Genomic DNA, 25102 nt, shown 5'->3' with positions numbered 1-25102 from the left:
AATAACGGTGGACAAAGATCATCAATTACCATCAATACTATCCTGTCGATGTGATCAATGGCCCCGGCACTCGCTGTACGCTGTTTGTTTCTGGCTGTGTGCATCAATGCCCCGGTTGCTATAACAAAAGCACCTGGCGATTAAATTCGGGAAAACCATTCACAATACACATTGAAGATCAGATCATTGCGGATCTGAATGACACGCGCATCCGTCGTCAGGGACTTTCCCTTTCCGGCGGCGATCCTTTGCATCCAAACAATCTCTCCGCCATTTTGCATTTGATCAAACGGGTTCATGCGGAATGCGATAACAAAGATATCTGGTTATGGACCGGCTATGTTTTGGCAGAGCTCAGCGATGAACAGCGTCAGGTAGTCGATTTGATTAATGTGCTAATCGATGGGAAATTTGTGCAAGATCTGAAGGATCCCTCGCTGATTTGGCGTGGAAGCAGTAATCAGGTGGTTCATAAACTACGTTAGTCATCCCGTGAAATCTCGCCTTCGCCAACCGTGTGCGGAGGCTTTTTTCCGCCTTTATCTACCATAATCAGTTGGCGAAGTTGTCACTAAAGGTGGTATTGAAATACCGCTTCCCCGTTCTGCTCTCTTCACCTCCATCGGATTCATCTCTCGACTAAAAAAGATTCACGCAGGTGCAATCTGAACATAACCCCACTGTCATTAAAGTTTGCCAGCATAGGCTCCGGTTTATTCACAAGTGTATGCCATGTTAGCCAACGATGTGACTGCCCATAGTCGAAAGCAAGCCGTTGGCTGGAACTGACCACTGATGGGACGCAGCTTGGCATCCACACTTTGAAATACCGATATCGGCAATAAAAAGGCGGCGGAGTACTCCGTCAGTCTGACCCGCATCGCTATGATCGAACTGACCATGGAGCATTTGAATGGAAAGCCTCTCTAGCCGCCAAAATTGGATGTCGGTGCTGGCACACAGCCAGCCTGACGATCTACTTGCTCATTGGCAGCCACTGAATTTGCACCCGCGTTATCAGGTCATCCGCGCGCCGGAAATGGGTTTAAATCAGTTACAGGCACGTATGGGGGGAACGGGGCGCCGCTTTATTCTCGGCGATATGACCATCACCCGAGCGGTCGTAAAGTTGGTAGAAAGTGATGATATTTATGGCTACAGCTATATTGCTGGTCGTAATAAACCCCATGCAGAGCACTGTGCTCTGTTGGATGCGCTGCTCCAGCAAAAAGGACTGGGGGAATTACTGCAAAAATCAGTCATCATTCCCCTCGCCGCTCTGCAACAAGAGCGCCGCCAACTACGCGCCTGCGCTATTGCTAGCAGTAAGGTAGATTTCTTTACTCTGGTACGGGGAGAAGACTGATGACACTACTCAGTCATTTTAATCACCCGATCAATGATTCTCAGCAAGCCTTCCGCCATATTTTGAAAGCGATGAGCGAACCAGGCGTACAGGTCACACTGCCACACCGTCAAGGTTGGGGAAAACTAAATCCTGCGGCAACCAGCCTACTACTGACGCTGGCCGATCAGGAAACCACTGTCTATTTGGCCGATGGTTTAACTAGCGATTCGATCTGGAAAAATCTGCGTTTTCATACCGGTGCAGCGGCAGCCACTTCCCTCCAGCAGGCAGATTTTGCCATTTTCCATCAAGAAATCACTGCCGAGCAGCTGGCTCATTGTCCTGCCGGCAATGAAGTCTCTCCAGAGCGTTCAGTCACCGTGGTGATCCAAATCGCCAGCCTGCACCAAGGTACACCTTTGCGGCTACGTGGCGCGGGAATCGAGCAGCAACGCCAGATTTCGCCCTGCTTACCCACGGCATTACTCAATTATCTGATCGCGCGACCAAAGACTTTCCCGATGGGCATTGATTTTCTATTCACCTGTGGAGAAAACCTGATGGCCATTCCCCGAACCACCCACCTGGAGGTGTGCTGATGTATGTAGCCGTTAAAGGGGGCGAAAAAGCCATTGAAGCTGCCCATCAGTTATTAGCCCACCAGCGCCGTGGAAAAAACCATATTCCAGCGATCGATTGTGAACAGATCGAGCAACAGCTAGGTCTCGCAGTCGATCGCGTTATGACTGAAGGCGGCATTTATGATCGTGAACTGGCCGCTTTAGCCATTAAACAGGCCAGCGGTGATTTGGTCGAAGCGATATTCTTGCTGCGCGCTTACCGCACCACGCTGCCTCGCCTTACCGTTAGCGAGCCGCTAAATACCACTGATATGCGTTTGGAACGCCGGATCTCTGCGATCTATAAAGATTTACCGGGCGGACAGGTACTTGGTTCCACTTACGATTACACCCACCGTTTACTGGATTTCACCCTGCTGGCCTCTGGTGAGTCTCCGCTGCCGCCAAAAGGCTGCGAAACCTTGCCGGAAAACTGCACTCACGTTTTTAAGTTACTCACGCAAGAACAGTTAGCTCTGGTCGAGCAGGATGATGGACAACAACCTGATGATATTACGCGTAATCCGCCGGTTTACCCTGGCAACAGATCGGCTCGTTTACAACAATTGGTTCGCGGTGATGAAGGTTTTCTACTGGCACTCAGCTATTCGACTCAGCGTGGTTATGGCCGCACTCACCCCTTTGCCGGCGAGATCCGCAGCGGTTATTTGACGGTATCAGTGGTACCGGAAGAACTCGGTTTCGCCATTGATATCGGTGAAATTCTGCTGACCGAGTGCGAAATGGTTAACGGTTTTGTCGATCCAGAAGATCGCCCACCACACTTTAGCCGTGGTTATGGCTTGGTATTTGGCCGTTCCGAGCGAAAATCCATGTCGATGGCGCTGTTGGATCGCGCCTTGCAGACCAAAGAATACGGAGAAAACGTTACCAGTCCGGCGCAAGACGAAGAGTTTGTATTATCCCATGCGGATAATGTTGAAGCCGCTGGTTTTGTTTCCCACCTAAAATTACCCCATTACGTTGATTTTCAAGCCGAATTGGAACTGTTGAAACGCCTGCGTAGCGAGTATCAGGAGCGGCACCATGACTGACATTCTCACTGGTTACAATCCGGGTTATCTGGATGAACAAACTAAACGCATGATCCGCCGCACTATCCTGAAAGCCGTCGCTATTCCCGGCTATCAGGTGCCTTTTGGCGGGCGAGAGATGCCGATGCCTTATGGCTGGGGCACGGGCGGAATTCAGCTAACGGCCAGTGTGATAGGTCGCTACGACGTATTAAAAGTCATCGATCAGGGCGCTGATGACACCACCAACGCCGTGTCGATTCGCCGTTTCTTCCAGCGCGTTAGCGGCGTTGCAACCACCGAAAAAACCAGCGCGGCCACCTTGATCCAAACCCGTCATCGCATCCCCGAAACCCCACTGGTCGAAGATCAGATTCTGATCTATCAGGTACCGATCCCTGAGCCACTGCGTTTTATCGAACCGCGTGAAAGCGAAACCCGCAAAATGCATGCGCTGGAAGAATATGGCGTCATGCAAGTCAAACTGTATGAAGATATTGCTCGTTACGGCCATATCGCCACCACTTACGCCTATCCGGTGAAAGTGAACGATCGCTATGTTATGGATCCGTCCCCGATCCCAAAATTTGATAATCCAAAGATGCATATGATGCCAGCATTGCAGTTATTCGGTGCCGGCCGTGAGAAACGTATCTACGCGTTACCGCCGTTTACCAAAGTAGAAAGCCTCGACTTCGACGATCATCCTTTCACCGTGCAACAGTGGGAAGAACCCTGCGCCTTATGTGGTTCCCGCCACAGTTATCTGGATGAAGTGGTTTTGGATGATCTCGGCAACCGCATGTTTGTTTGTTCCGATACCGATTATTGCCAACAACAGCTTAGCGATACCGCTGCGGCCAGCCAATCCGAGGTGAATGCCTGATGAAACCTGCACAACTGGCCGCGACTCCGTTACTTTCAGTGGAAAATCTGACCCATTTATATGCGCCAGGCAAAGGTTTTAGCGATGTGTCTTTTCAGCTCTATCCCGGTGAGGTTCTGGGAATTGTTGGTGAATCCGGATCGGGGAAAACCACGCTGCTAAAATCCATTTCCGCGCGACTGGCTCCCCAACAGGGGCAAATCATTTATCGACCCGACGGGCAGCAAGAACAAGATCTGTACGCGATAGCAGAAAGCCAGCGTCGACGTTTATTACGTACCGATTGGGGCGTGGTACACCAACACCCATTGGACGGTCTACGCCCACAGGTTTCTGCTGGCGGTAATATCGGTGAACGCCTGATGGCCATAGGCCAACGCCATTATGGCGACATTCGCCAGCAGGCCGGACGCTGGCTAGAGGACGTAGAAATCCCGATATCTCGCTTGGACGATCTGCCCACCACCTTTTCCGGTGGCATGCAGCAACGGCTGCAAATCGCCCGTAATCTGGTGACACATCCCAAATTGGTCTTTATGGATGAGCCAACTGGTGGGCTGGATGTCTCGGTACAGGCACGCTTGCTGGATCTGCTGCGTAGCCTAGTGGTAGAGATGCAATTGGCGGTAGTGATTGTCACTCATGATCTCGGTGTCGCCCGTCTGCTGGCTCACCGTTTGCTGGTCATGAAAGAAGGAAGAGTCATTGAGAGCGGATTGACCGATCGAGTGCTGGATGATCCTCACCACGCGTATACCCAACTGTTGGTGTCATCGGTGCTGCAAAACTGATGGTTGCCTCGATACTGAATAAATCCACCTCGCGGGGAACGATGATGAACCAGCAATTACGGGTTGAAAATCTGAGTAAAACTTTCGTACTGCACCACCAGCATGGTATCCGCCTGCCGGTTTTGCATCAGGCCGAACTGAGTGTAAATAGCGGCGAATGCATCGTACTGCACGGCCATTCAGGTAGTGGGAAATCCACTTTGCTCCGTTCTCTGTACGCCAACTATCAGCCAGACAGCGGCCATATCTGGGTAAAACACCAAGGTGAATGGGTAGATATGGTACACGCCGAGGCGCGCCAGATTCTGTCGGTACGCCGTCATACTGTGGGCTGGGTGAGCCAGTTCCTGCGGGTGATTCCGCGTATCAGCGCCCTGAATGTGGTGATGCAGCCGTTGCTGGAGCTGGGTATCGAACGTCGCGTTTGTCAGGAGCGGGCAGCGCAGTTACTCAGCCGACTGAATGTGCCCGAACGCCTGTGGAATCTCGCGCCCTCCACCTTCTCCGGTGGTGAGCAGCAGCGGGTCAATATTGCTCGCGGCTTTATCGTCGATTACCCTATTTTATTGCTGGATGAGCCGACAGCCTCTCTGGATCGCACCAACAGCGCCGCCGTCGTCAGCCTGATTGATGAAGCCAAGCAGCGAGGAGCCGCCATTGTCGGCATCTTCCATGACGATGCGGTACGCCAGCATGTCAGCGATCGTCTACAAATAATGATGCCACCCCAGATCGATACTGGCCTGGAGATCCCCGCATGATCCTCAATAATGTAAAACTGGTGCTGGAAGATCAGCTGATCGTCGGATCGCTGGAGATCGAGGATGGCATCATTCGCAGCTTTACTGATAGCCCAAGCCAACTGACTCAGGCGATTGATGGTCAGGGTGGCTGGGTACTACCGGGATTGATCGAGCTACATACCGATAATCTGGATAAATTTTTCACCCCGCGCCCCAATGTTGACTGGCCAGCACATTCGGCAATGAGCAGCCATGATGCTTTAATGATCGCCAACGGTATCACTACCGTGCTGGATGCCGTTGCCGTTGGCGATGTCCGTGATGGTGGCCATCGCTTGGAAAATTTGCAGAAAATCATTAACGCCGTGGTCAATAGCCAACGTCTGGGGTTAAACCGGGCAGAACACCGCATTCATTTGCGCTGTGAATTACCCCACCACACCACCCTGCCATTGTTTGAACAATTGATGGATCAGCCAGAACTGTCGCTGGTTTCCTTAATGGACCATTCGCCGGGTCAGCGGCAATTCGCTTCTCGTGAGAAATACCGGGAATACTATCAGGGAAAATATCATCTGAATGATGAGAAAATGGCTGAGTTTGAAGAACAACAAATCAGCCTGTCCGCACGTTGGGCGGCACCAAACCGCAGCGCCATCGCGGCTCACTGTCGCCAGCGCAATATCGCATTGGCCAGCCACGATGACGCCACCGCCGAACATGTCACCGAATCCAAAACCTTGGGCAGCGTGATTGCCGAGTTCCCAACAACCGAAGCCGCAGCGCGAGCATCCCATCAGCACGGCCTGCAAGTGTTGATGGGCGCACCCAATATCGTGCGTGGCGGCTCGCATTCCGGCAATGTGGCGGCTCATCAGCTGGCCTCATTGGGCATATTGGATATACTCTCTTCCGATTACTACCCAGCCAGTTTGATGGATGCGGCGTTTCGTATTGCCCAAGATGGCACCAATCATTTTACTCTGCCGCAGGCGGTCGCGCTGGTGACCAAAAACCCGGCACGCGCACTGGGTTTGCATGACCGAGGCGTGATTGAGGAGGGCAAACGGGCAGACTTGATTCTGGCGCATACACAAGGTGAGCATACCTACGTACACCATGTTTGGCGTCAAGGCGTGCGGGTATTCTAATGGCGCGCTTAATCTATTTGATGGGGCCATCCGGTGCAGGTAAAGATTGCCTGCTTTCCGCCCTGCGCAACGATAGGAAACATCCTATTCTGGTGGCTCACCGCTATATCACACGCTCGGCGGATGCTGGAGCGGAAAATCATATTGCGCTAAGCGAAAGCGAGTTTTTTCAACGTCAGGCGCAAGGCCTGTTCGCCCTCAGTTGGCAGGCACATCAACATCATTATGCTTTAGGCGTAGAAATAGATTTATGGCTGGAAAAGGGTCTGGATGTGGTCGTTAACGGCTCAAGAGCACACCTTGAGCACGCTCAACAACGCTATGGTCACCACTTACTGCCGGTTTGTCTGGTAGTGTCATCAACCCTATTGCAACAACGGCTGCAACAACGTGGACGTGAGGATGCAGCCCAGATTTACCAACGCCTGCAACGAGCAGAAGATTATCAGCAACATTTGCCGATTCGCTGTGCACAACTAGAAAATAATGGACCACTAACGGATACCCTGCTCAGGCTACAGGCACTGATTCAAGAAGCGACTCATCTCCATTCGCAGGAGGCAATTGGTGGACAATAATATGCAGCTGACCTTTCTTGGCACCGGCGGCGCGCAGCAAATACCGGTATTTGGCTGCTATTGTTCTGCCTGCCAACGCGCCAGGCAGCAGCCCGCATTCAGGCGTGGTTCCTGTAGCGCGATGTTACGCTATCAAAAGGAAACCAGCTTTATTGATGCGGGATTACCCACGTTAGGAGAGCGGTTTTCAGCGGAGGAAATTCAGCGTTTTTGGCTTACACATTACCACATGGATCACGTTCAGGGGTTATTTCCGTTACGATGGGGTTGTTCTAAACCCATTCCGGTGTACGGCCCTCCCGACCCTCAAGGTTGCGATGATCTGTTCAAACACTCAGGGATCTTGGACTTTCAGCCACCACCCGCACCATTTCAACCGATCGTGTTAGCTGGCCTGCGTATTACTCCACTGCCACTAAATCATTCCAAACCGACTTTTGGCTATCTGTTCCAAAGCCCGTCACATTCTCTGGCTTACCTGACCGATACTGTCGGTTTACCGGAGAAAACCGCCGATTTTCTTCGCGCTCAAGCATTGGATCTTTTAGTGATGGATTGCAGCCATCCACCGCAAACGCGTGCGCCACGGAATCATAACGATGTAAATTTAGCACTGGAAATTCACCAGTGTTTACGCCCGGCCCGCACGCTGTTGACCCACGCCAGCCACCAATTGGATTGCTGGCTAATCAGCCACTCGCTGCCGGGCGGCATGGAAATGGCTTATGACAATCAAGTGGTCACTCTTTAAAAGATTTATTCGCCACTTTATGCACTGGCTGCATCGCATCTGATTCGATAATCACCGTACCGTTATGATTAGCGGAAAATGCCTGTTGTAGCATGGCTTGCGCCACCTCTTTTCCGGCGATTGCCCGCCATCTTTTGGGGAAAAATTTAAACAATGGTGCACTCAATCCTTCCATCAATCGCGGCGTTGCGCGAATGCCAGTCAACATAGAAGGCCGAAATATCGTCAGCTGCGGCCAACCTTGCTGACTCAAGGCTTGCTCCATTTCACCTTTGGTTCGGTTATAAAACAACCATGAATTGGCTTTTGCTCCCATCGCGCTCACAACCAACATATGGTGCGCCCCCAAGCGTCGCCCGGTTTCTCCCGTTTCAACCACCAGACGGTAATCAACTTTCCGAAAGGCTGCCTGACTTCCCGCTTGCTTGCGCGTCGTTCCCAGGCAACAAAAAACCAGATCCACCGGTTGATTGAAGGTTTTTAGCAAAGCGCTAATATCTTCGCTCTGCGAGTTAATTAATTTATTCATTAGCGGTAGCGGCTGGCGGGTAGGCGCGATAATGGCAGCAATTCGGGCATCCAATCGCAACAACCTCAATAACTCTCCCCCCACCAAACCACTGGCTCCCAATAAAAGCACCTTCACCATTAACACTCCTTAACTCGATGAATAAATTAAAATCGTCAGGATCTGTACCGATCAGAGAAATCATCGCACCGAGACCTTGAAACCCAATCGCCTTTACCTACATCACTATGGCACAGCTTAAAAATAAACGACGGTGACGCTCATGCCGGATCGCGCATCCAGTACAGTTTTTTGCCAAAACCCAGGGTGTTATTCGTCATTTTGATTTCTTGCAAATCCAACTGCCAAATAGGTGCCGAAGCCAGCGTTGCTATCGGAAATCGCTTGCAGTAACGCTGGCGTGCCAGGTTATCGGCCTCATCGCTCAGCAACTTGATATCACCGCAGTATTGCACCCCTTTAATCAATGCCACGCTGCGAGCCTGCGTCGCGATAGTCCCCACCACACGCGGATTATGCTGCATCAATTCACTATGGCGAGTATGGCGCTCAGTCATCAAATAAAGAGCCATTTGTTGCCCATCAAAGACATAAAAACAGTTAGCACACCACATTTCACCAGCATGTGCGGCGCATAATGTCAGTACATGCTGTTTTTGTAAAAACTGGCTAATCACCTGTAAATCATCTGGATTATTCACCCTATTCTCCTCTGGACACCCAAGACAGTGTAACTGAAGCGCAGCAGAAAAAATGGCACTGTCACAGCCGTCTTTGGCAGCAAACTGAGCGAATATTCTGCTAGTTACCAGTACAGACTGCATAGAAGCACAACAGAATTGTATCTAATAGTGATTTAGGTAACATTTATTAGAGAAAAGTAATTTGCATTTATATGCAAAAAAACAGGATAAATCACAAACAGTACTTATTTAATGATGGTTAACAAATAAAAAACAATTTAGTGGTGATTGCGCTCTCAACTCTCTCAATAACTCTATTTTGCTTTAACCATGTATCTGCCTTGTTAAATATAACTCTCATTTCCTGAATACTAATTGACAAATAAATGAATAAAAACCGAACCAAATGAATAATAAAATAAATATATTCATAGTTTAGTCAAAGTGATTTTTAAAACCCTAATAAAACGTGACATACATCACGGAATGAATCATCGTTATGATTAGAATAGCTCGCATCAACCCATTGTTCAAAAACAGAGAGACGTTACGAAAATGGAAAATAACAACAAAAAAATGGCGCATATAAGGCGAACCACTCATCTCATGATGCCGGCTCATCGTAGCTATTTTAACTTCTCTTATTTTCATTATAGATAATATCCCTCCTGCGATGACATCCGTATTAATTGGATAGTCATTGTCATAAAAACAATATTTGGCTGGTGCGAAAAGTGCTAATGCATTCGTCGTCGGTTGACTATTGGCTTTTTCATAAATGATATTTAACTAACGATTTATTTAATCACCGGAATTAAAAAATATTTCAGGTGAAGCAATCGTAAAGTTAACAATCCAATTAATTCATGATGTTACCTTGCTTCAGATTTTACTGATTCAGGGGATTTTTCGCCATATTTTTATGGTGAGGAATGACGCAGCTAAAAAATAGCATTTTCCAATAATTAATGACCTTTCGTCATTGATGTGGATTGCTATACACAAAATTTAATAACACGAAATCCAATGTGGTCAAAAATTGGGCGGGTTGATATACCCTAAATAAAAGAGAGCTAACATGAAAAAATTAAATATTGCCGCAAGTGCTTCAGCAATCTCTTGTTTTGAAACCCAGCGGGAAGTTGTTGATGTTTTACATACAGATTTCACTGATATTTCAGCAGTCGTTTTATCCGTACAAGATATTAATAACGGCGTAATAGAGTCTATTCATTCATTAGGGTTTAATATTCCTATTTTCGCCGCTGTATGCTGTGAAGAAGAGCTGAATAATGACGTATTACCCTCACTGAACGGTGTATTTGAACTTTGTGGTGATAACACTGATTTTTACGGTAAGCAGTTGGAGTCAGCCGCTGAAAAATACGAAAACGAGTTATTACCACCGTTCTTTAATACGCTGACGAAATACGTTGAAATGGGTAACTCCACCTTTGCCTGCCCAGGTCACCAAGGTGGACAATTCTTCCGTAAGCACCCTGCAGGCCGTCAGTTCTTTGATTTCTACGGTGAAACTATCTTCCGTTCAGATATGTGTAATGCTGACGTCAAACTGGGTGACTTGTTAATCCACGAAGGCGCGCCTTGTGATGCACAAAAACACGCGGCCAAAGTCTTCAATGCTGATAAAACCTACTTTGTACTGAATGGTACTTCGGCCTCCAATAAAGTCGCCACCAACGCAATATTGGCACGTGGTGATCTGGTACTGTTTGACCGTAACAATCATAAATCTAACCATCACGGTGCTTTGATCCAAGCTGGTGCAACCCCCGTTTATCTGGAAACTGCCCGTAACCCATTTGGCTTTATCGGTGGTATCGACGCCCACTGTTTTGAAGAAAAATACCTTCGTGAACAAATACGTAGCGTATCACCTGAACGTGCTGACGCACCGCGTCCTTTCCGTTTAGCGATTATTCAACTGGGTACTTACGACGGTACTATTTATAACGCTCGTCAGGTTGTTGATAAAATTGGCCACCTGTGTGACTACATTCTGTTTGACTCCGCATGGGTCGGCTACGAACAATTTATCCCAATGATGAAAGATTGCTCGCCACTATTACTGGAACTGAATGAAAACGATCCAGGCATTATCGTGACGCAATCCGTACATAAACAGCAGGCCGGTTTCTCTCAAACGTCACAAATTCATAAGAAAGACAAACATATTAAAGGTCAGGATCGTTACTGCAACCATAAACGTTTTAATAACGCCTTTATGCTGCACGCCTCCACCAGCCCATTCTATCCATTATTCGCTGCACTAGATGTGAATGCGAAAATGCATGAGGGGGAAAGTGGTCGCCGCATGTGGTTGGAATGCGTTAAGAACGGTATCGAAGCCCGTAAAATGCTATTGAATACCTGTACGATGATTAAACCTTTCGTACCGGATACCGTTGATGGCAAGCCTTGGCAAGAATATGACACTGATGCTATGGCACAGGATCTTCGCTTCTTTAACTTTATTCCTGGAGAAAAATGGCATGCGTTTGAAGGATACGAAACTTCCCAATATTTCGTTGATCCATGCAAACTGTTATTAACGACTCCAGGGATTGATACCAATACTGGCAAATATACTCATTCAGGTATTCCAGCCACTATTCTGGCCAACTTCCTACGTGAAAATGGTATCGTTCCGGAAAAATGCGACCTTAACTCTATTCTGTTCTTATTAACTCCGGCAGAAGATTTGGCAAAAATGCAGCATCTGGTCGCACAAATTGCCCGTTTCGAACGTTTCATTGAAGAAGATGCATTATTGTGCGACGTATTACCGACGGTTTATCGCAATAATGAAGCCCGCTATAAAGATTATACCATTGGCCGTTTGTGTCAGGAAATGCACGATCTTTATGTCAGCTACGATGTAAAACAACTGCAAAAAGAAATGTTCCGTAAACAATATTTCCCGAAAGTGGTCATGAATCCACAGGATGCCAATATTGAATTCGTCCGCGGTAATGCTGAATTAGTTCCATTATGTAAAGCAGAAGGTCGAATTGCGGCAGAAGGCGCACTTCCTTACCCACCGGGAGTATTGTGTGTGGTTCCAGGGGAAGTTTGGGGTGGCGCTGCACAACGTTATTTCCTGGCATTAGAAGAAAGTATCAATTTATTACCTGGTTTCGCTCCTGAATTACAAGGCGTTTATTTACAAGTCGATGAAGACGGCTGGAACCGCGCTTACGGTTATATGATGAAACAGTAATAAACTTTTATTTATACAACACCGAAAATAACACTCAAACCTGCGGTGATATTTATCACCGCAGTCTCTGAAAGATAAAAAGAGATAATAATATGAGTAAATCTAACAATAAGATGGGCGTAGTACAGTTAACCATTCTGACCGCGGTAAACATGATGGGTTCTGGCATAATTATGCTACCGACCAAGCTTGCCGAAGTTGGGACAATTTCTATCATTTCGTGGTTGGTTACTGCTGTAGGTTCCATGGCGCTAGCCTATGCCTTTGCCCAGTGCGGTATGTTCAGCCGAAAATCGGGCGGTATGGGCGGTTATGCCGAATATGCCTTTGGTAAATCCGGCAACTTTATGGCGAACTACACCTATGGCGCCTCATTGCTGATCGCCAATATTGCCATCGCAATCTCCGCCGTAGGTTACGGTACTGAATTACTGGGCACCAACCTTAGTCCATTTGGAATTTGTCTGGCTACCATCGGTGTGCTGTGGCTCGCTACCGTTGCCAACTTTGGTGGTGCACGCATTACCGGCCAAATCAGTAGCGTAACCATCTGGGGCGTCATTATTCCGGTAGTGGGTATTTCTGTTATCGGTTGGTGGTGGTTCAGCGCTGATGCCTATGTCGCAGCTTGGAACCCACACAGCTTCCCGACTTTTGAAGCTATTGGCTCTTCCATTTCCATGACTCTATGGGCCTTCCTCGGTCTTGAATCAGCTTGTGCCAACACCGATGCGGTGGAAAACCCTGAACGCAACGTGCCTATTGCGGTGCTCGGCGGCACACTGGGTGCAGCCTTTATTTACATTATTTCGACCAACGTCATTGCCGGTATCGTTCCAAACATGGATCTGGCAAACTCTACCGCACCTTTCGGCTTGGCCTTTGCCTACATGTTTACCCCGGCGGTCGGTAAGATCATCATGGCATTGATGATTATGTCCTGCGTCGGCTCTCTGCTCGGCTGGCAGTTCACCATTGCACAAGTATTCAAATCCTCTGCCGACGAAGGTTTCTTCCCGAAAATCTTCTCCAAAGTCAGCAAGGCAAATGCGCCGATTAAAGGCATGTTGACTATCGTCGTCATTCAGAGCGCCCTGTCTCTGATGACCATTAGCCCGTCACTGAACAAACAGTTCAACGTGCTGGTCAATCTAGCCGTTGTAACCAATATTATTCCATACATTCTGTCTATGGCAGCATTGGTTATCATTCAAAAAGCCGCAAACGTACCGGCAGCCAAAGCGCGTCGGGCAAATATCATTGCCTTTATCGGTGCAATGTACAGCTTCTATGCACTGTATAGCTCAGGTCAGGAAGCCATGATGTGGGGCGCGATCGTGACCTTCTTGGGCTGGACACTTTACGGCCTGGTTTCACCTCGTTTTGCCTTCGCAGATAAAACAAAGTAAACCGTTTTGTGGACGGCAATCTTCTTGCCGTCCGCATTTTCCCTCTACCTTCAGTTTCTCACCAAAAAAGTCGTGCCTCAGCTCAGATTCCAACGATAATATTGCCACCAATCAATCCCAGCAGAGAGCATGATGTCTGACAGTATCTGGTCTATTTATCTGATTCGTACCGCCGCAGGCAGTTTATATACTGGAATCACTACCGATGTATTACGGCGGCTAGCTCAACATCAAGCAGGAAAAGGCGCAAAAGCATTACGAGGAAAAGGAGAACTGACGCTGGTATTTCATTGTGTGGCAGGTGAGCGTTCAATCGCCCTGAAACTGGAATATCGCCTGAAACAGCTGACAAAAATGCAAAAAGAAAGGCTGGTACACGACCAGCCCTCCAGTGTGGCAGATTTACTGCAACCCAAAACAGCGACAAAGGTTATAACTGATTAAACGCCTCAGCGTAATTAACTTGTCCCGTAACCCCAATCAATGCATCGGCCGCCAGCGTGTAAACCTGAAAGGCGCTTTCATAACCTGGCCAGCGGCAATACAACTGGGCGTCTGCCGCAGGTTTAAAACCGAAACGCTGATAGTATGCTGGCTCACCGAGTACCACTACTGCGGCATAGCCAAATTCATTCAGCGCGTCCAATCCTTCATAAACCAGTTTTTCACCTAATCCCTGACGACGTAGCTCCGCTTTTACTGCCAGAGGTGCCAAACCGACCCATTGGCGATCTTCACCTTCAATATCTACCGGGCTGAACGCCGCATAACCCACGACGCCACCTTCATCGTCGGTCGCGACGATACCCAGAGTCAATAAACCGTCTTCACGTAATTGTTGCACCAGCTGCGCTTCGCCACCACCAGGGAATGCTTCACGCAGCAATTTATCGATCCCCGGTGCATCTACTGGGATCTCAACACGGATCAACACGACACCATGACACGGGAAACTTTTTCCGTGCCCTCTTGTTGTCCGGCTTCAATAAAATCAGCCAACTGTTGCAGACCCACTCGCAGCAACATTGGCATGGATTCCAACTCAATGGCATCCATCAGATTTTTCACATACAGGCCCAATTCGGTATCCCCTTCAATACGCAGTCGACGCTGAAAAAACAGCGTGTCTGGATCTTCTTTACGGGCAGCGATCAAAACAAGATCGTTGGCATCACCACTAAAGCTGACGTCAGCGTCCGCCTGTTGGCTCACGACCAGCCTACCGTTTTCTACCGTCATAAACCATTGCAATGCGAGATCCCGCACTTCAATCTTTAACCAGCGGTCAGTGAGAAACTCAAGATCACCATCAGCAAGTGCTTGACGGAATTGCCAGCTCAGAACCTGTTCCAGCACCTGACGCTGTAAGGTAAAAGGCGTGATTTTCAGTGGGCCACGCAACAATGCCGGCCCTTGACGCACAAGATGCGCTCGTAGTTTTTGCAACACAGGCTGACTCCTTTGAATTTAACGGACTCTATTTTGCCACACTAACAGCATGCTCATATGGACTCATTCGCTGAATTCTGCACCAGATTACATCGCCTTTCTTTGTTGAATATCAGAACACTGCCAGCAATGCCGAAGAAACTGCCCCAAATCAAGATCTGTTTGCAGCAGGTTAACTAAAATTGCTCCTCATTAAATTTATCCATTCACCACGATCATCTTCGGATGAGGATTATCTATTGCCTGTGGCAATGCTATTGCCGCTGGCTATTCAGGGAATTTCTATGGAGCTACTTTGTCCTGCGGGCAACTTACCCGCACTGAAGGCCGCGGTTGATAACGGTGCGGATGCCGTGTACATCGGCCTAAAAGATGATACCAATGCCCGCCATTTTGCCGGACTGAATTTTACCGAGAAAAAGCTGCAAGAAGCCGTTAATTACGTTCATAACCGTAAACGTAAACTGCATATTGCCATCAATACCTTTGCACATCCGGACGGTTTTTCCCGCTGGCAGCGCGCGGTCGATATGGCGGCACAGCTTGGAGCCGATGCTCTGATTCTGGCCGATCTGGCCATGCTGGAATATGCCGCCGAACGTTATCCCGACGTCGAACGACACGTTTCCGTTCAGGCCTCTGCAACTAATGATGAAGCAATACGCTTTTATCAGCGTAACTTCGATGTCGCCCGCGTCGTATTACCCCGCGTGCTATCCATGCATCAGGTAAAACAGTTATCTCGCACCAGCCCGGTGCCGCTGGAAGTTTTTGCTTTCGGCAGTCTGTGCATTATGGCGGAAGGTCGCTGTTATCTATCCTCCTATCTGACGGGTGAATCACCGAATACTGTGGGTGCCTGCTCGCCAGCCCGCTATGTGCGCTGGCAACACACGCCAGAAGGCATGGAATCTCGTCTGAATGAAGTGCTTATTGACCGTTATCAGGATGATGAAAATGCCGGTTACCCCACGCTATGCAAAGGCCGCTATCTGGTTGATGGACAGCGTTATCACGCATTGGAAGAGCCAACCAGCCTCAATACGCTGGCACTGCTGCCTGAGCTATTTGCCGCCAATATCGCTTCGGTCAAAATCGAAGGCCGCCAACGCAGCCCGGCCTACGTCAGCCAGGTGGCCAAAGTTTGGCGGCAGGCCATCGACAGTTATCAGCGCGACCCGACAAAGTTCGAAGCGAAAGCGGAGTGGATGGAACAGTTGGGTTCCATGTCGGAAGGTACCCAAACCACGCTGGGCGCTTATCATCGTAAGTGGCAGTAAGGCGGAGAACGCATGAAATATTCATTAGGCGCAGTACCTTATTACTGGCCGAAAAGCGATATGGAGGCTTTCTACCAAAAAGCCTGCCAAAGCCGTGCTGATATTATTTATCTCGGCGAAAATGTCTGTGCCAAAAGACGTGAAATGAAAGTGGCCGATTGGCTGGATCTGGCGAAACAAGTGGCCTCCAGCGGCAAGCAGGTCGTTATTTCGACCCTGGCTTTGCTACAAGCCCCCTCTGAGCTTACCGAACTGAAGCGCTATATAGAAAATGGCGAATTCTTGTTGGAAGCCAACGACTTTGGCACCATAAACATGGCGGTGGAACGCGGGTTACCTTTTGTCGCTGGCCATGCACTTAATTGTTATAACGCCTATACCTTGCGTATTTTGCACCGTCAGGGCATGACTCGCTGGTGTATGCCAGTGGAGTTGTCGCGGGACTGGCTGGAAAACATGCTGATTCAGTGTAACGAACTGGGGTTCCGCAACAAATTTGAAGTTGAGGTTCTGGCTTACGGTTATTTGCCATTAGCGTATTCGGCACGCTGCTTTACCGCACGTTCCGAGAATCGCGCTAAAGACGAGTGCGAAACCTGCTGCATCAAATATCCACAAGGGCGCAAAGTACTGTCGCAAGAAAATCAGCAAGTCTTTGTACTTAATGGTATTCAGACCCAAAGCGGTTACTGTTATAACCTGGGTAATGATTTGATTTCCATGCAGGGGTTGGTGGATATCGTGCGATTGTCCCCTCATAATACCGAGGCGCTGAGTGTGATTGATCAATTCCGCGCTAATGAGGAAGGTCTGTCTCCACTGACGTTGGCCGATAAAGCCGATTGCAACGGCTATTGGCGGCGGGTTGCCGGATTGGAACTGGTTTCCTGACCGGCAGTCATAACAGAATATATCGGGAGAGACATCGCTGCCTCTCCCTTTTTTATATTTTACTGGCCTAATTTCAAACACATGCCTTATGCGCCATAATTTCGATAATCTGGCTATCAGTTTGCCGCATCGCACCACAGGCTAAGGCACACAGGTTGGCGATAGACTGGTCTACATCTCCAGCAACGATACCTTCATTACCCGTCACACCGCTGTGATCCAATGCCATCAACACCGCTTTATAGGCCGCCGTTGCACTGGTAGAAACCTTCATCGCGCAACTGTTGGCCGCGCCGTCGCAGATAATGCCGCTAATATCGCCAATCATGCTGCTAATTGCCATTGCTACTGTGTCATAACCCGGTTCAATCAACCATGCCATACCTGCTGCGGCTCCCATAGAAGCCGTTGTTGCTGCACACAACGCCGACAATGCGGGTAACTGACTATGGATATAAATCGCCATCAAATGGGATAACATGAGCGCTCGCGCCAGCTGTTCCTCACTGGACCCCAGATATTCGGCCACCACCACCACAGGCATCGTCGCGGCAATACCCTGATTACCTGAACCAGAATTACTCATGGCTGGCAGTGTTGCGCCACCCATGCGCGCATCTGAAGCAGAAGCGGTACGAATCATGATATCCGATAGCAAGTCTCGCGCCAGCAAGCCACGCAGCCGTTGGCGCTCCAAGGTTGCGCCAATGTGCAACCCATACTGACCCTTCAGCCCTTCATGGGATAAGGCTCCGTTCAATTTGGCCGCCTGCAAAATGAAAGCAATGCGTTCAAAAGGAACCTCGGTGGCAAACTGATAAACCCGATAAGCATTAGCCTGCTTCAGACAATATCCCTGAGCGGATGCTGGCTCGTCATGATTTTCGCTGCATTGAGCATCGCAGCTTATATCAAACAGCACTTCACCGTTCTTCTCAATCTTCACCAGCCGCGTATGACCACCGGCAATGGTCGCCGTCACCCATTCTTTGCCGCGATACAATTTAGCCTCGGAAAACAGAATATTATCACTCTCCTGTATCGCGACCTGCACCACACCCGCCGCCAACATGGCCTTGGCTGCCGCCAGTTTTTCCGGCAAAATCAGCTGCAAAACTTCCAATCCAGCCTGTGCATCACCCGCCAAGGCACCCACGGCTGCAGCAATCGGCAAGCCAACCATGCCCGTCCCCGGCACCGTAACGCCCATTCCGTTCTTCATCAGATTAGGTGAAACCCGTGCCTCGATACGTTCTGCCGGGCCAGACAAGTGAGATGCCGCAATGGCGGCCGCCAGTGCCAGCGAAATAGGCTCGGTACAACCGACGGCAGGCTGAACCTCTTGTCGTACCGCCCGAATAAACTCATTCCATAATTCTGAATGACTAGAGTGACTCATAATAAATACCTTCAATCTTTACAGCAGGTAATATTCAGATGCCGTTAACTTATGAAAACGCCAGGAAAGGTGAGATACACAGTAGAATACCGGTGATGATAATAATCATCAAAGACACACCTTTATATTTATGTAGCGCGGGAACTTTATAAACCAGATAAGCTGGAATCAAACAGCCAACCAGGCCAAATATCGGGCTACAAATTGAAGTAAAGCTCAATACCGGTGCATTTAGAATAATGGCTCCCCATGCCAATAATACGGCAAAAACCATTATTCCATTTTGAACCCATTTCTGATTAATTTTTTCTGCCGGCATCTTACGGCGCAATATATTCATGACAATTCCCTGAGTCGCCTCACGGAAGCCTAAGTACACACCAAAGAATGCCGTCATCACCGCAAAGATATTTAAAATAACACTAACGACTGTGGCCCATCCACCAGGGAAAAACTTGGCAGCGATGGCCAATGCCGAAATATTTTGTTCGTAGGCTTTAACAGCTTCATCGTGTCCCATTGCCAGAGTAAATGAAACAGCGTAGAAAAATACGGTACAAAACAGAATACCAAAAGCAATATTCATCGCCCTAAGCGCTTTATGACGAGCAACTTCCAGTGATTTTTCCTTCGCCCGATAAGAAATAACCATCGGGCTTAATGTTTGAATAAATAAAATAGAAGTCAACGTGAAAGGTAGTGTAATGATGGCATTCTTGATCAATAGCCCCACAGGTGGTAGCAGGCCTACATTGTACAAGTGCCACATACCGACCATAGAGACACCCAGTGCCGCCACAACCAACAGTTTGGTCATCACCATAAAGCTGGATAGCTTGAACAATAACTGTTCACCGCGTGAAGAAATAGCAACCAACACACAAATCAGCACCAATCCGTAAAATGGATTATCAGAGAGTAGCCCTTCAGTAACACCAAACGTCTGTAAATAAGAGGCACTATCATTAGTGATGGCTGTAGAATAAACAAACATCCAAATAACTAACATAATGAAATAAAGTGCGCCTAATACAATACCCCAGTTTTTTCCTAAATAACCACTAATCACACTAGGATAATCTTTGCACTCTGGGGATTCGGCCAAAGTATTAATAAATAAACGCTGAAATAGATACATTGCCGGATAACCAATAATCGATGACAGTAAAAATACCCATAACCCCATCAATCCGACCTGAACCGGTAAAAAAACAATACCGGCACCAATTGCCATCCCGATACTCATAATTACCCAACCAAAATCTTTACTGTCAAATTTAATGGCTTCACGCCATTGACTCTCAGTCATATTGGCACGCTGTGCAGCAGGAGAGTCAATTAAAATGACACTCTTATTATTCGATTTTGCCGTTTCCATAATAGCTCTCGCCTTTATTCTCTGGTTGTTAGTAGGTTTATCGTTATTAAAATGTACAGAGTCAGAAATTATCTGATAAACGCCATATACGTTTTATTATCAAATTGGCAGGTGTTTTTATCTTTTGGCTATATTACGCCAGCATACAGAGAATATTGTTTTAACATCCATGTCTTTCGCCAGCCTTAATAGAAAATAATTCTACCTAAAGAGGGTTATCCTGAAATTCTATCCCCCCTCTACACACCATCAGTACTCATTTATGCTGCCCACAACGATACATTCATTCTAATCAATTGATTATTAAGAATATAGACTGGAAAACCTAATTTAACCGATGATACATAGCGCGATAGCCGCGTAAGATTTTGTGATTCTAGTCAAACATAGTTAACCATATAAAATAAATGGTTAATCATCATTCTGACGGTTTCATCACAACAATATGAAATGAAAACCATTGAAATAGCATAAAATATTTTAATGATTAAGTTAACAACCTAATTTCAGCATAAATAACTACTAATTAAACAAAAAGTTAAAATATGGGTGGTAAGACTGAATCCACCAGTCAATGAAGCCATTTCTAGCCACAGGTTAGGATGATTATGCATGAGTCTGAGCATTTATTTCCCCTTCACGACTAACCATTTCGATTATGCTTTTAAAGGCGATCACCTACTTGGCATAAACTCCGCGCCACCTGCCAAGGTATTGATTATATAACGTTAATTCATGCGCTCGCCCTTCAAGCGAACCGACATAAGGTAAGATGGACGATTCTATGACTGATAACCACATCATTCCCCTTTCTATTTTGGATCTCTCGCCCATTGCCGAGGGTAAAACACCGCGAGATGCCTTTCATGCTTCGCTGGATTTAGCACAGCACGCGGAAGAATGGGGATATCAGCGCTATTGGCTGGCTGAGCATCATAATATGACCGGCATCGCCAGCGCTGCGACCTCGGTATTAATTGGCTATATTGCATCAGGCACCAAGAAAATCCGTATCGGCTCCGGTGGTGTCATGCTCCCCAACCACTCGCCGCTGGTAATCGCCGAACAATTTGGCACATTGGCATCACTTTATCCCAATAGGATAGATTTAGGCTTGGGCCGCGCGCCCGGCAGTGATCAGCGCACCATGATGGCACTGCGCCGCCGTCGGTCTGGAGAGGACGATTTCCCGGCTGATGTCCGTGAATTACAGCACTACTTTGACGAGGTACAGCCCGGTCAAGCCGTTCAGGCGGTACCGGGACAAGGTTTACAGGTACCGCTATGGTTGCTTGGCTCCAGCCTATATAGTGCCCAGCTTGCCGCATCAATGGGACTGCCTTTTGCTTTTGCTTCTCACTTCGCGCCTGACATGCTGTTGCAGGCGCTGAAGCTTTATCGGGAGAATTTCAAACCGTCTACCGCATGGCAAAAACCTTACGCTATTGTTTGCGTTAACGTCGTCGCCGCCGACAGTGAGCGGGATGCTCGTTTCCTGTTTACCTCAATGCAGCAGCAGTTTGTCAATCTGCGTCGTGGCACACCGGGACAACTTCCACCACCGGTTCAGGCGATGTCGAGCATCTGCTCGCCAGCAGAGCTGTTTGGTGTGGATCAAGCGCTACGTCTGTCGATTATTGGTGATAAAAGCAAAGTCCGTCACGGGCTGCTCTCGTTGCTACGTGAAACTCAAGCCGATGAATTGATGATTAATGGCCAGATTTTTGATCATCAGGCACGGCTGTATTCCTTCGAAATAATTGCTAACTTGCAGCAAGATTTAATTTCTCCGGTAACTATCTAGCTATATCACTTGATGATAGGCGTAAAAAAACCAGCCCGAAGGCTGGTTTTTATTACTCATCATTCAGATGGTTATGACTTACGCGTCACCGAAACGACGACGAGCAGGTGCTGCGGCCGGAGCGGCAGCATCTTCACGACGTGGTGCAGCTGAACGCTGACCGTCACGGTTGCCCGCTGGACGACGTTCGCCACCATTACCACCTTCACGACGCTCACCACCGAATGAACGACGTGGAGCACCGTTGCCGCCTTCACGACGTTCGCCACCGAATGAACGACCACCGCCACGACGTTCCGCGCCTGCGCCAGCAGCTGTACCTGGAGCACGTTCACGACGTTCGTGTGGCTGCGCATCACCCAACAGCTGCATGTTCAGCGGCTTGTTCAGGATACGGGTGCGGGTGAAATGAGACAGCATATCGCCCGGCATACCTTTCGGCAGCTCAATAGTAGAGTGAGAAGCAAACAGCTTAATGTTACCGATGTAACGGCTGCTGATATCACCCTCGTTAGCGATAGCGCCAACGATATGACGAACTTCAACACCGTCATCACGACCCACTTCAATACGGTACAGTTCCATTTCACCTACGTCACGACGTTCGCGACGTGCTGGGCGCTCGGCACCATCACGGCTTTCAGGACGACGCTCACGGCGATCACCACGATCGTTGCCACGGTCTTCACGCGGGCTGAACTCACGCTGCGGACGACGTACTGGTTCTGGTGGCAGAATCAGAGGACGTTCGCCCTGTGCCATTTTCAGTAACGCTGCGGCCAGAGCTTCAATATCGAACTCATCTTCTGGTTGCAGTTTAGTCAACAGACCACGGTATACATCCAGATCGCTGCTTTCCAGTTGTTGGCTGACTTTAGCCGCAAATTTAGCCAGACGACGTTCGCCCAGCAATTCTGCGTTTGGCAACATCACTTCAGGAATGGTCAGCTTCATGGTGCGTTCGATGTTCTGCAACAGGCGACGTTCACGGTTCTCAACGAACAGCAATGCGCGACCAGCACGACCAGCACGGCCAGTACGGCCGATACGGTGAACATAAGACTCTGAATCCATAGGGATATCATAGTTTACAACCAAGCTGATACGCTCAACATCCAGACCACGAGCAGCCACGTCAGTTGCAATCAGAATATCCAGGCGACCATCGCGTAAACGCTCCAGAGTCTGCTCACGCAGGGACTGGTTCATGTCACCATTCAGTGCTGCGCTGCTGTAGCCACTACGCTCCAGAGTTTCAGCCACTTCCAGCGTTGCATTTTTGGTACGCACGAAAATGATTGCCGCATCGAAATCTTCAGATTCCAGGAAACGTACCAGCGCTTCGTTTTTACGGTAACCACCGCCAACTTTCCAATAACTCTGACTGATGTCTGGACGAGTTGTATTGCTAGACTGAATGCGTACTTCCTGCGGATCTTTCATAAAGCGACGGGTAATACGACGAATCGCTTCTGGCATAGTTGCAGAGAACAGCGCGGTCTGATGTTCAGCCGGGATCTGCGCCATGATGGTTTCTACGTCTTCGATAAAGCCCATGCGCAGCATTTCATCTGCTTCATCCAACACTAAACCGCTCAGGTTGGACAAGTTAAGGGTACCGCGTTTCAGGTGGTCTAACAGACGACCTGGGGTGCCGACAACAACTTGTGGCCCCTGGCGCAAAGCGCGTAATTGAACGTCATAACGCTGGCCGCCGTACAAGGCCACCACGTTAACGCCACTTATGTGTTTAGAGAAGCTAGATAATGCTTCCGCAACCTGAACAGCCAGCTCACGAGTCGGAGCCAGTACCAGCACCTGTGGTGCTTTCAGAGTTGGATCAATGTTGTGCAACAGCGGAAGCCCGAAAGCAGCTGTTTTGCCACTACCGGTTTGCGCCATGCCGAGAACATCACGGCCGTTCAACAGGTGTGGAATACATTCCAACTGAATTGGGGATGGTTTTTCATAACCCAGATCAGTAAGGGCGGAAAGAATAGGAGCGGACAGCCCCAGATCAGCAAAAGAGGTTTCAAGCTCAGTAGTCATGTACACGTGCCTCATTAATAATGGCAGCCAGTCTACATAACTCGTCGAGAAAATTTTCAGTCATTTTCATTGAAAAGTGTGAACCGGCTCAAATTAGATTATAAAACGAACAAAAAGGCCATCACCCGTTAAGGTGATAAACATTGGCAAAAAACCAAGGTATATCAGGCTAATAGATGTCCGTCAGCTATTGCTGGTCCGATTCCAATAGGTCGTCTTGTTCTTGGCCCAAAAGCGCCAATTCCAACAATGCATAGCGGTGCTCAACAAAATTATGAACGTTGTTAGCTACCGTCAGTTTGAACAGCGCCGAAGCGGTGTTCTTGTCCCCCAGACTTAGGTAATATTTACCTAAATAGAAGTCAGTTTCACTGAGATGCTCAGCGAGCGAAGTGTTATCCGTTGCATCCATCTTGAGGCGTTCCATCAGCGTTTTCTCGCTGATATTCCCCAAGTAGAATTCGACAATATTCCATCCCCATTGCCCTCTGTTCGACTTTTCATAGCGCTGTTTCAACGCTACTTCGGCAGCCTGGGGATCAATTTCTTTTTCCACCAGGTACAGCCATAACGAACGGAAGGGATCATTTGGGTCGTCTTGATAAAACGCCTGCAGATCATCCTGCGCCAACGGGAAGCGACCACCATAATAAAGTGCGATGCCCCGGTTTAAACGCGCGTAATTGTAAGTTGGATCAAGCTCTAGTACAGAATCAAACGCTTCATAGGCAGCATCAAAATTGCCTGCCTGCGTTAAATAAATGCCCAGATAGTTAAAAACTTCTGGCATATCAGGACGAATAGCTAACGCTTGCGAAAAATCATTTCGCGCTAGTGCCCGTAGCCCGAGGCTATCATACAGCACTCCGCGCTCATATAAAAGCTGTGCGCGCTCATCATCCGTTAGTGCCCGGCTTGCGAGGATCTGTTCCATGCGTGCCAGAATCACTTCCTGTTGTAGCGTAGGCTGCAACGGGATAGCCAAAACTTCGTCCTTACGCCAATCATGGTTGCTGCATCCTGCCAGCATGAGTGCTGTCGCAACGTAACACCAGCGCAAGAAAGGCTTCATTTCCTACTCCCGAAGA

At 48.5% G+C, this 25102-nt stretch carries 26 protein-coding genes; 17 read left to right on the top strand and 9 right to left on the bottom strand.

The genetic code is table 11. The annotated features are described in order from the left end of the window. Positions 1-20: 20 nt before the first annotated feature. The 10 genes from nrdG to phnP all read left to right on the top strand — a co-directional run bounded on the left by nrdG (position 21) and on the right by phnP (position 7902). Positions 21-485, top strand: a complete 465-nt coding sequence (gene nrdG / locus DJ39_RS05255; protein ID WP_038241742.1) for an anaerobic ribonucleoside-triphosphate reductase-activating protein — start codon at positions 21-23, stop codon at positions 483-485. A 428-nt stretch (positions 486-913) separates the two neighbouring features. Then, complete coding sequence (gene phnG, locus DJ39_RS05250) at positions 914-1366, top strand: phosphonate C-P lyase system protein PhnG (protein ID WP_038241743.1); 453 nt, start codon at positions 914-916, stop codon at positions 1364-1366. Then, a complete protein-coding gene (phnH, locus tag DJ39_RS05245; protein ID WP_038241745.1) occupies positions 1366-1947 on the top strand; it encodes a phosphonate C-P lyase system protein PhnH in 582 nt (193 codons plus the stop codon). Before phnG ends, phnH begins: the two co-directional genes overlap by 1 nt. Beyond that, complete coding sequence (locus DJ39_RS05240; RefSeq protein WP_004720437.1) at positions 1947-3023, top strand: carbon-phosphorus lyase complex subunit; 1077 nt, start codon at positions 1947-1949, stop codon at positions 3021-3023. The genes phnH and DJ39_RS05240 overlap by 1 nt, the downstream gene beginning before the upstream one ends. Then, positions 3016-3888: an alpha-D-ribose 1-methylphosphonate 5-phosphate C-P-lyase PhnJ gene (locus DJ39_RS05235; protein ID WP_038251208.1), complete on the top strand. Its 873-nt coding sequence runs from the start codon at positions 3016-3018 to the stop codon at positions 3886-3888. Before DJ39_RS05240 ends, DJ39_RS05235 begins: the two co-directional genes overlap by 8 nt. After that, on the top strand, positions 3888-4679 hold the full coding sequence (phnK, locus tag DJ39_RS05230; protein WP_038241755.1) for a phosphonate C-P lyase system protein PhnK: 792 nt from the start codon (positions 3888-3890) through the stop codon (positions 4677-4679). The genes DJ39_RS05235 and phnK overlap by 1 nt, the downstream gene beginning before the upstream one ends. A 41-nt stretch (positions 4680-4720) precedes the next feature. Continuing rightward, entirely contained in the window at positions 4721-5440 is a 720-nt protein-coding gene (gene phnL, locus DJ39_RS05225) for a phosphonate C-P lyase system protein PhnL (protein ID WP_038251671.1), read from the top strand. Further along, positions 5437-6573: an alpha-D-ribose 1-methylphosphonate 5-triphosphate diphosphatase gene (phnM, locus tag DJ39_RS05220; RefSeq protein ID WP_038251206.1), complete on the top strand. Its 1137-nt coding sequence runs from the start codon at positions 5437-5439 to the stop codon at positions 6571-6573. The genes phnL and phnM overlap by 4 nt, the downstream gene beginning before the upstream one ends. Beyond that, complete coding sequence (gene phnN, locus DJ39_RS05215) at positions 6573-7151, top strand: ribose 1,5-bisphosphokinase (RefSeq protein WP_038241759.1); 579 nt, start codon at positions 6573-6575, stop codon at positions 7149-7151. The genes phnM and phnN overlap by 1 nt, the downstream gene beginning before the upstream one ends. A gap of 1 nt (position 7152) precedes the next feature. Then, the gene (gene phnP / locus DJ39_RS05210; protein ID WP_038251670.1) at positions 7153-7902 is read left to right on the top strand and encodes a phosphonate metabolism protein PhnP; all 750 of its coding nucleotides are present in this window, start codon (positions 7153-7155) and stop codon (positions 7900-7902) included. On the opposite strand, the gene DJ39_RS05205 is transcribed toward phnP, so the two are convergent. Together DJ39_RS05205 and DJ39_RS05200 are read right to left on the bottom strand one after the other, a co-directional pair. Next, positions 7892-8551: a Rossmann-fold NAD(P)-binding domain-containing protein gene (locus DJ39_RS05205; protein ID WP_004720430.1), complete on the bottom strand. Its 660-nt coding sequence runs from the start codon at positions 8549-8551 to the stop codon at positions 7892-7894. The two genes, phnP and DJ39_RS05205, sit on opposite strands and share 11 nt — an antisense overlap. A gap of 140 nt (positions 8552-8691) precedes the next feature. Further along, positions 8692-9132, bottom strand: a complete 441-nt coding sequence (locus DJ39_RS05200) for a YhbP family protein (protein WP_038251203.1) — start codon at positions 9130-9132, stop codon at positions 8692-8694. Between the two features lie 537 nt (positions 9133-9669). Here DJ39_RS05200 and speFL point away from each other — a divergent pair. From speFL to DJ39_RS05185, 4 genes are all read left to right on the top strand, one after another. Continuing rightward, the gene (speFL, locus tag DJ39_RS17855; protein WP_115175270.1) at positions 9670-9774 is read left to right on the top strand and encodes a leader peptide SpeFL; all 105 of its coding nucleotides are present in this window, start codon (positions 9670-9672) and stop codon (positions 9772-9774) included. Positions 9775-10192: 418 nt separating this feature from the next. Further along, positions 10193-12355, top strand: a complete 2163-nt coding sequence (speF, locus tag DJ39_RS05195) for an ornithine decarboxylase SpeF (protein WP_004720425.1) — start codon at positions 10193-10195, stop codon at positions 12353-12355. 92 nt (positions 12356-12447) lie between these two features. Beyond that, positions 12448-13764 carry a putrescine-ornithine antiporter gene (potE, locus tag DJ39_RS05190; protein WP_038241768.1) on the top strand — a complete coding sequence of 439 codons (1317 nt, stop codon included), beginning with the start codon at positions 12448-12450 and terminating at the stop codon, positions 13762-13764. A 132-nt stretch (positions 13765-13896) separates the two neighbouring features. Beyond that, entirely contained in the window at positions 13897-14208 is a 312-nt protein-coding gene (locus tag DJ39_RS05185) for a GIY-YIG nuclease family protein (RefSeq protein ID WP_038241771.1), read from the top strand. Here DJ39_RS05185 and DJ39_RS05180 read toward each other — a convergent pair. Continuing rightward, on the bottom strand, positions 14195-14698 hold the full coding sequence (locus DJ39_RS05180; RefSeq protein ID WP_038241774.1) for a GNAT family N-acetyltransferase: 504 nt from the start codon (positions 14696-14698) through the stop codon (positions 14195-14197). The two genes, DJ39_RS05185 and DJ39_RS05180, sit on opposite strands and share 14 nt — an antisense overlap. Continuing rightward, entirely contained in the window at positions 14692-15213 is a 522-nt protein-coding gene (ubiT, locus tag DJ39_RS05175; protein WP_038241778.1) for a ubiquinone anaerobic biosynthesis accessory factor UbiT, read from the bottom strand. The genes DJ39_RS05180 and ubiT overlap by 7 nt, the downstream gene beginning before the upstream one ends. Positions 15214-15497: 284 nt before the next feature. Here ubiT and ubiU point away from each other — a divergent pair, with 284 nt between their 5' ends. Both ubiU and DJ39_RS05165 read left to right on the top strand, forming a co-directional pair. Further along, the gene (ubiU, locus tag DJ39_RS05170; protein WP_038251669.1) at positions 15498-16493 is read left to right on the top strand and encodes a ubiquinone anaerobic biosynthesis protein UbiU; all 996 of its coding nucleotides are present in this window, start codon (positions 15498-15500) and stop codon (positions 16491-16493) included. Positions 16494-16505: 12 nt separating this feature from the next. Next, positions 16506-17384: a U32 family peptidase gene (locus DJ39_RS05165; RefSeq protein WP_004720414.1), complete on the top strand. Its 879-nt coding sequence runs from the start codon at positions 16506-16508 to the stop codon at positions 17382-17384. 73 nt (positions 17385-17457) lie between these two features. On the opposite strand, the gene DJ39_RS05160 is transcribed toward DJ39_RS05165, so the two are convergent. After that, positions 17458-18783 (bottom strand): L-cysteine desulfidase family protein, encoded by a 1326-nt coding sequence (locus DJ39_RS05160; RefSeq protein WP_004720413.1) that lies wholly within the window; start codon positions 18781-18783, stop codon positions 17458-17460. A 49-nt stretch (positions 18784-18832) separates the two neighbouring features. Further along, entirely contained in the window at positions 18833-20161 is a 1329-nt protein-coding gene (locus DJ39_RS05155) for an SLC5/6 family protein (RefSeq protein WP_004720410.1), read from the bottom strand. Positions 20162-20933: 772 nt separating this feature from the next. On the opposite strand from DJ39_RS05155, the gene DJ39_RS05150 reads away from it, so the two are divergent. Then, positions 20934-21965, top strand: coding sequence for a luciferase-like monooxygenase (locus tag DJ39_RS05150; protein WP_049688107.1), 1032 nt, complete (start codon positions 20934-20936; stop codon positions 21963-21965). Between the two features lie 78 nt (positions 21966-22043). On the opposite strand, the gene DJ39_RS05145 is transcribed toward DJ39_RS05150, so the two are convergent. From DJ39_RS05145 to nlpI, 3 genes are all read right to left on the bottom strand, one after another. Then, positions 22044-24014: a DEAD/DEAH family ATP-dependent RNA helicase gene (locus DJ39_RS05145; protein WP_004720407.1), complete on the bottom strand. Its 1971-nt coding sequence runs from the start codon at positions 24012-24014 to the stop codon at positions 22044-22046. Continuing rightward, positions 24004-24078, bottom strand: a complete 75-nt coding sequence (yrbN, locus tag DJ39_RS18440) for a protein YrbN (RefSeq protein WP_223499600.1) — start codon at positions 24076-24078, stop codon at positions 24004-24006. The genes DJ39_RS05145 and yrbN overlap by 11 nt, the downstream gene beginning before the upstream one ends. Before the next feature lie 123 nt (positions 24079-24201). Beyond that, on the bottom strand, positions 24202-25086 hold the full coding sequence (gene nlpI, locus DJ39_RS05140) for a lipoprotein NlpI (RefSeq protein ID WP_004720405.1): 885 nt from the start codon (positions 25084-25086) through the stop codon (positions 24202-24204). Positions 25087-25102: the final 16 nt, after the last annotated feature.

Origin of the sequence: Yersinia ruckeri ATCC 29473, from assembly GCF_000754815.1 — a bacterium.
Taxonomy (GTDB): Bacteria; Pseudomonadota; Gammaproteobacteria; order Enterobacterales; family Enterobacteriaceae; genus Yersinia; species Yersinia ruckeri.
This window is presented reverse-complemented; position numbering and strand designations above follow the sequence as displayed.

What these genes read in the sequence shown, in the direction of transcription:
- potE (WP_038241768.1), top strand. Translation starts at nt 12,448, where the DNA reads ATGAGTAAATCTAACAATAAGATGGGCGTAGTACAGTTAACCATTCTG.
- speFL (WP_115175270.1), top strand. Translation starts at nt 9,670, where the DNA reads ATGGAAAATAACAACAAAAAAATGGCGCATATAAGGCGAACCACTCAT.
- DJ39_RS05240 (WP_004720437.1), top strand. Translation starts at nt 1,947, where the DNA reads ATGTATGTAGCCGTTAAAGGGGGCGAAAAAGCCATTGAAGCTGCCCAT.
- phnK (WP_038241755.1), top strand. Translation starts at nt 3,888, where the DNA reads ATGAAACCTGCACAACTGGCCGCGACTCCGTTACTTTCAGTGGAAAAT.
- phnP (WP_038251670.1), top strand. Translation starts at nt 7,153, where the DNA reads ATGCAGCTGACCTTTCTTGGCACCGGCGGCGCGCAGCAAATACCGGTA.
- speF (WP_004720425.1), top strand. Translation starts at nt 10,193, where the DNA reads ATGAAAAAATTAAATATTGCCGCAAGTGCTTCAGCAATCTCTTGTTTT.
- phnH (WP_038241745.1), top strand. Translation starts at nt 1,366, where the DNA reads ATGACACTACTCAGTCATTTTAATCACCCGATCAATGATTCTCAGCAA.
- phnG (WP_038241743.1), top strand. Translation starts at nt 914, where the DNA reads ATGGAAAGCCTCTCTAGCCGCCAAAATTGGATGTCGGTGCTGGCACAC.
- DJ39_RS05150 (WP_049688107.1), top strand. Translation starts at nt 20,934, where the DNA reads ATGGACGATTCTATGACTGATAACCACATCATTCCCCTTTCTATTTTG.
- DJ39_RS05185 (WP_038241771.1), top strand. Translation starts at nt 13,897, where the DNA reads ATGTCTGACAGTATCTGGTCTATTTATCTGATTCGTACCGCCGCAGGC.
- ubiU (WP_038251669.1), top strand. Translation starts at nt 15,498, where the DNA reads ATGGAGCTACTTTGTCCTGCGGGCAACTTACCCGCACTGAAGGCCGCG.
- DJ39_RS05205 (WP_004720430.1), bottom strand. Translation starts at nt 8,551, where the DNA reads ATGGTGAAGGTGCTTTTATTGGGAGCCAGTGGTTTGGTGGGGGGAGAG.
- DJ39_RS05165 (WP_004720414.1), top strand. Translation starts at nt 16,506, where the DNA reads ATGAAATATTCATTAGGCGCAGTACCTTATTACTGGCCGAAAAGCGAT.
- phnM (WP_038251206.1), top strand. Translation starts at nt 5,437, where the DNA reads ATGATCCTCAATAATGTAAAACTGGTGCTGGAAGATCAGCTGATCGTC.
- DJ39_RS05155 (WP_004720410.1), bottom strand. Translation starts at nt 20,161, where the DNA reads ATGGAAACGGCAAAATCGAATAATAAGAGTGTCATTTTAATTGACTCT.
- DJ39_RS05145 (WP_004720407.1), bottom strand. Translation starts at nt 24,014, where the DNA reads ATGACTACTGAGCTTGAAACCTCTTTTGCTGATCTGGGGCTGTCCGCT.
- nlpI (WP_004720405.1), bottom strand. Translation starts at nt 25,086, where the DNA reads ATGAAGCCTTTCTTGCGCTGGTGTTACGTTGCGACAGCACTCATGCTG.
- DJ39_RS05235 (WP_038251208.1), top strand. Translation starts at nt 3,016, where the DNA reads ATGACTGACATTCTCACTGGTTACAATCCGGGTTATCTGGATGAACAA.
- phnL (WP_038251671.1), top strand. Translation starts at nt 4,721, where the DNA reads ATGATGAACCAGCAATTACGGGTTGAAAATCTGAGTAAAACTTTCGTA.
- phnN (WP_038241759.1), top strand. Translation starts at nt 6,573, where the DNA reads ATGGCGCGCTTAATCTATTTGATGGGGCCATCCGGTGCAGGTAAAGAT.
- DJ39_RS05160 (WP_004720413.1), bottom strand. Translation starts at nt 18,783, where the DNA reads ATGAGTCACTCTAGTCATTCAGAATTATGGAATGAGTTTATTCGGGCG.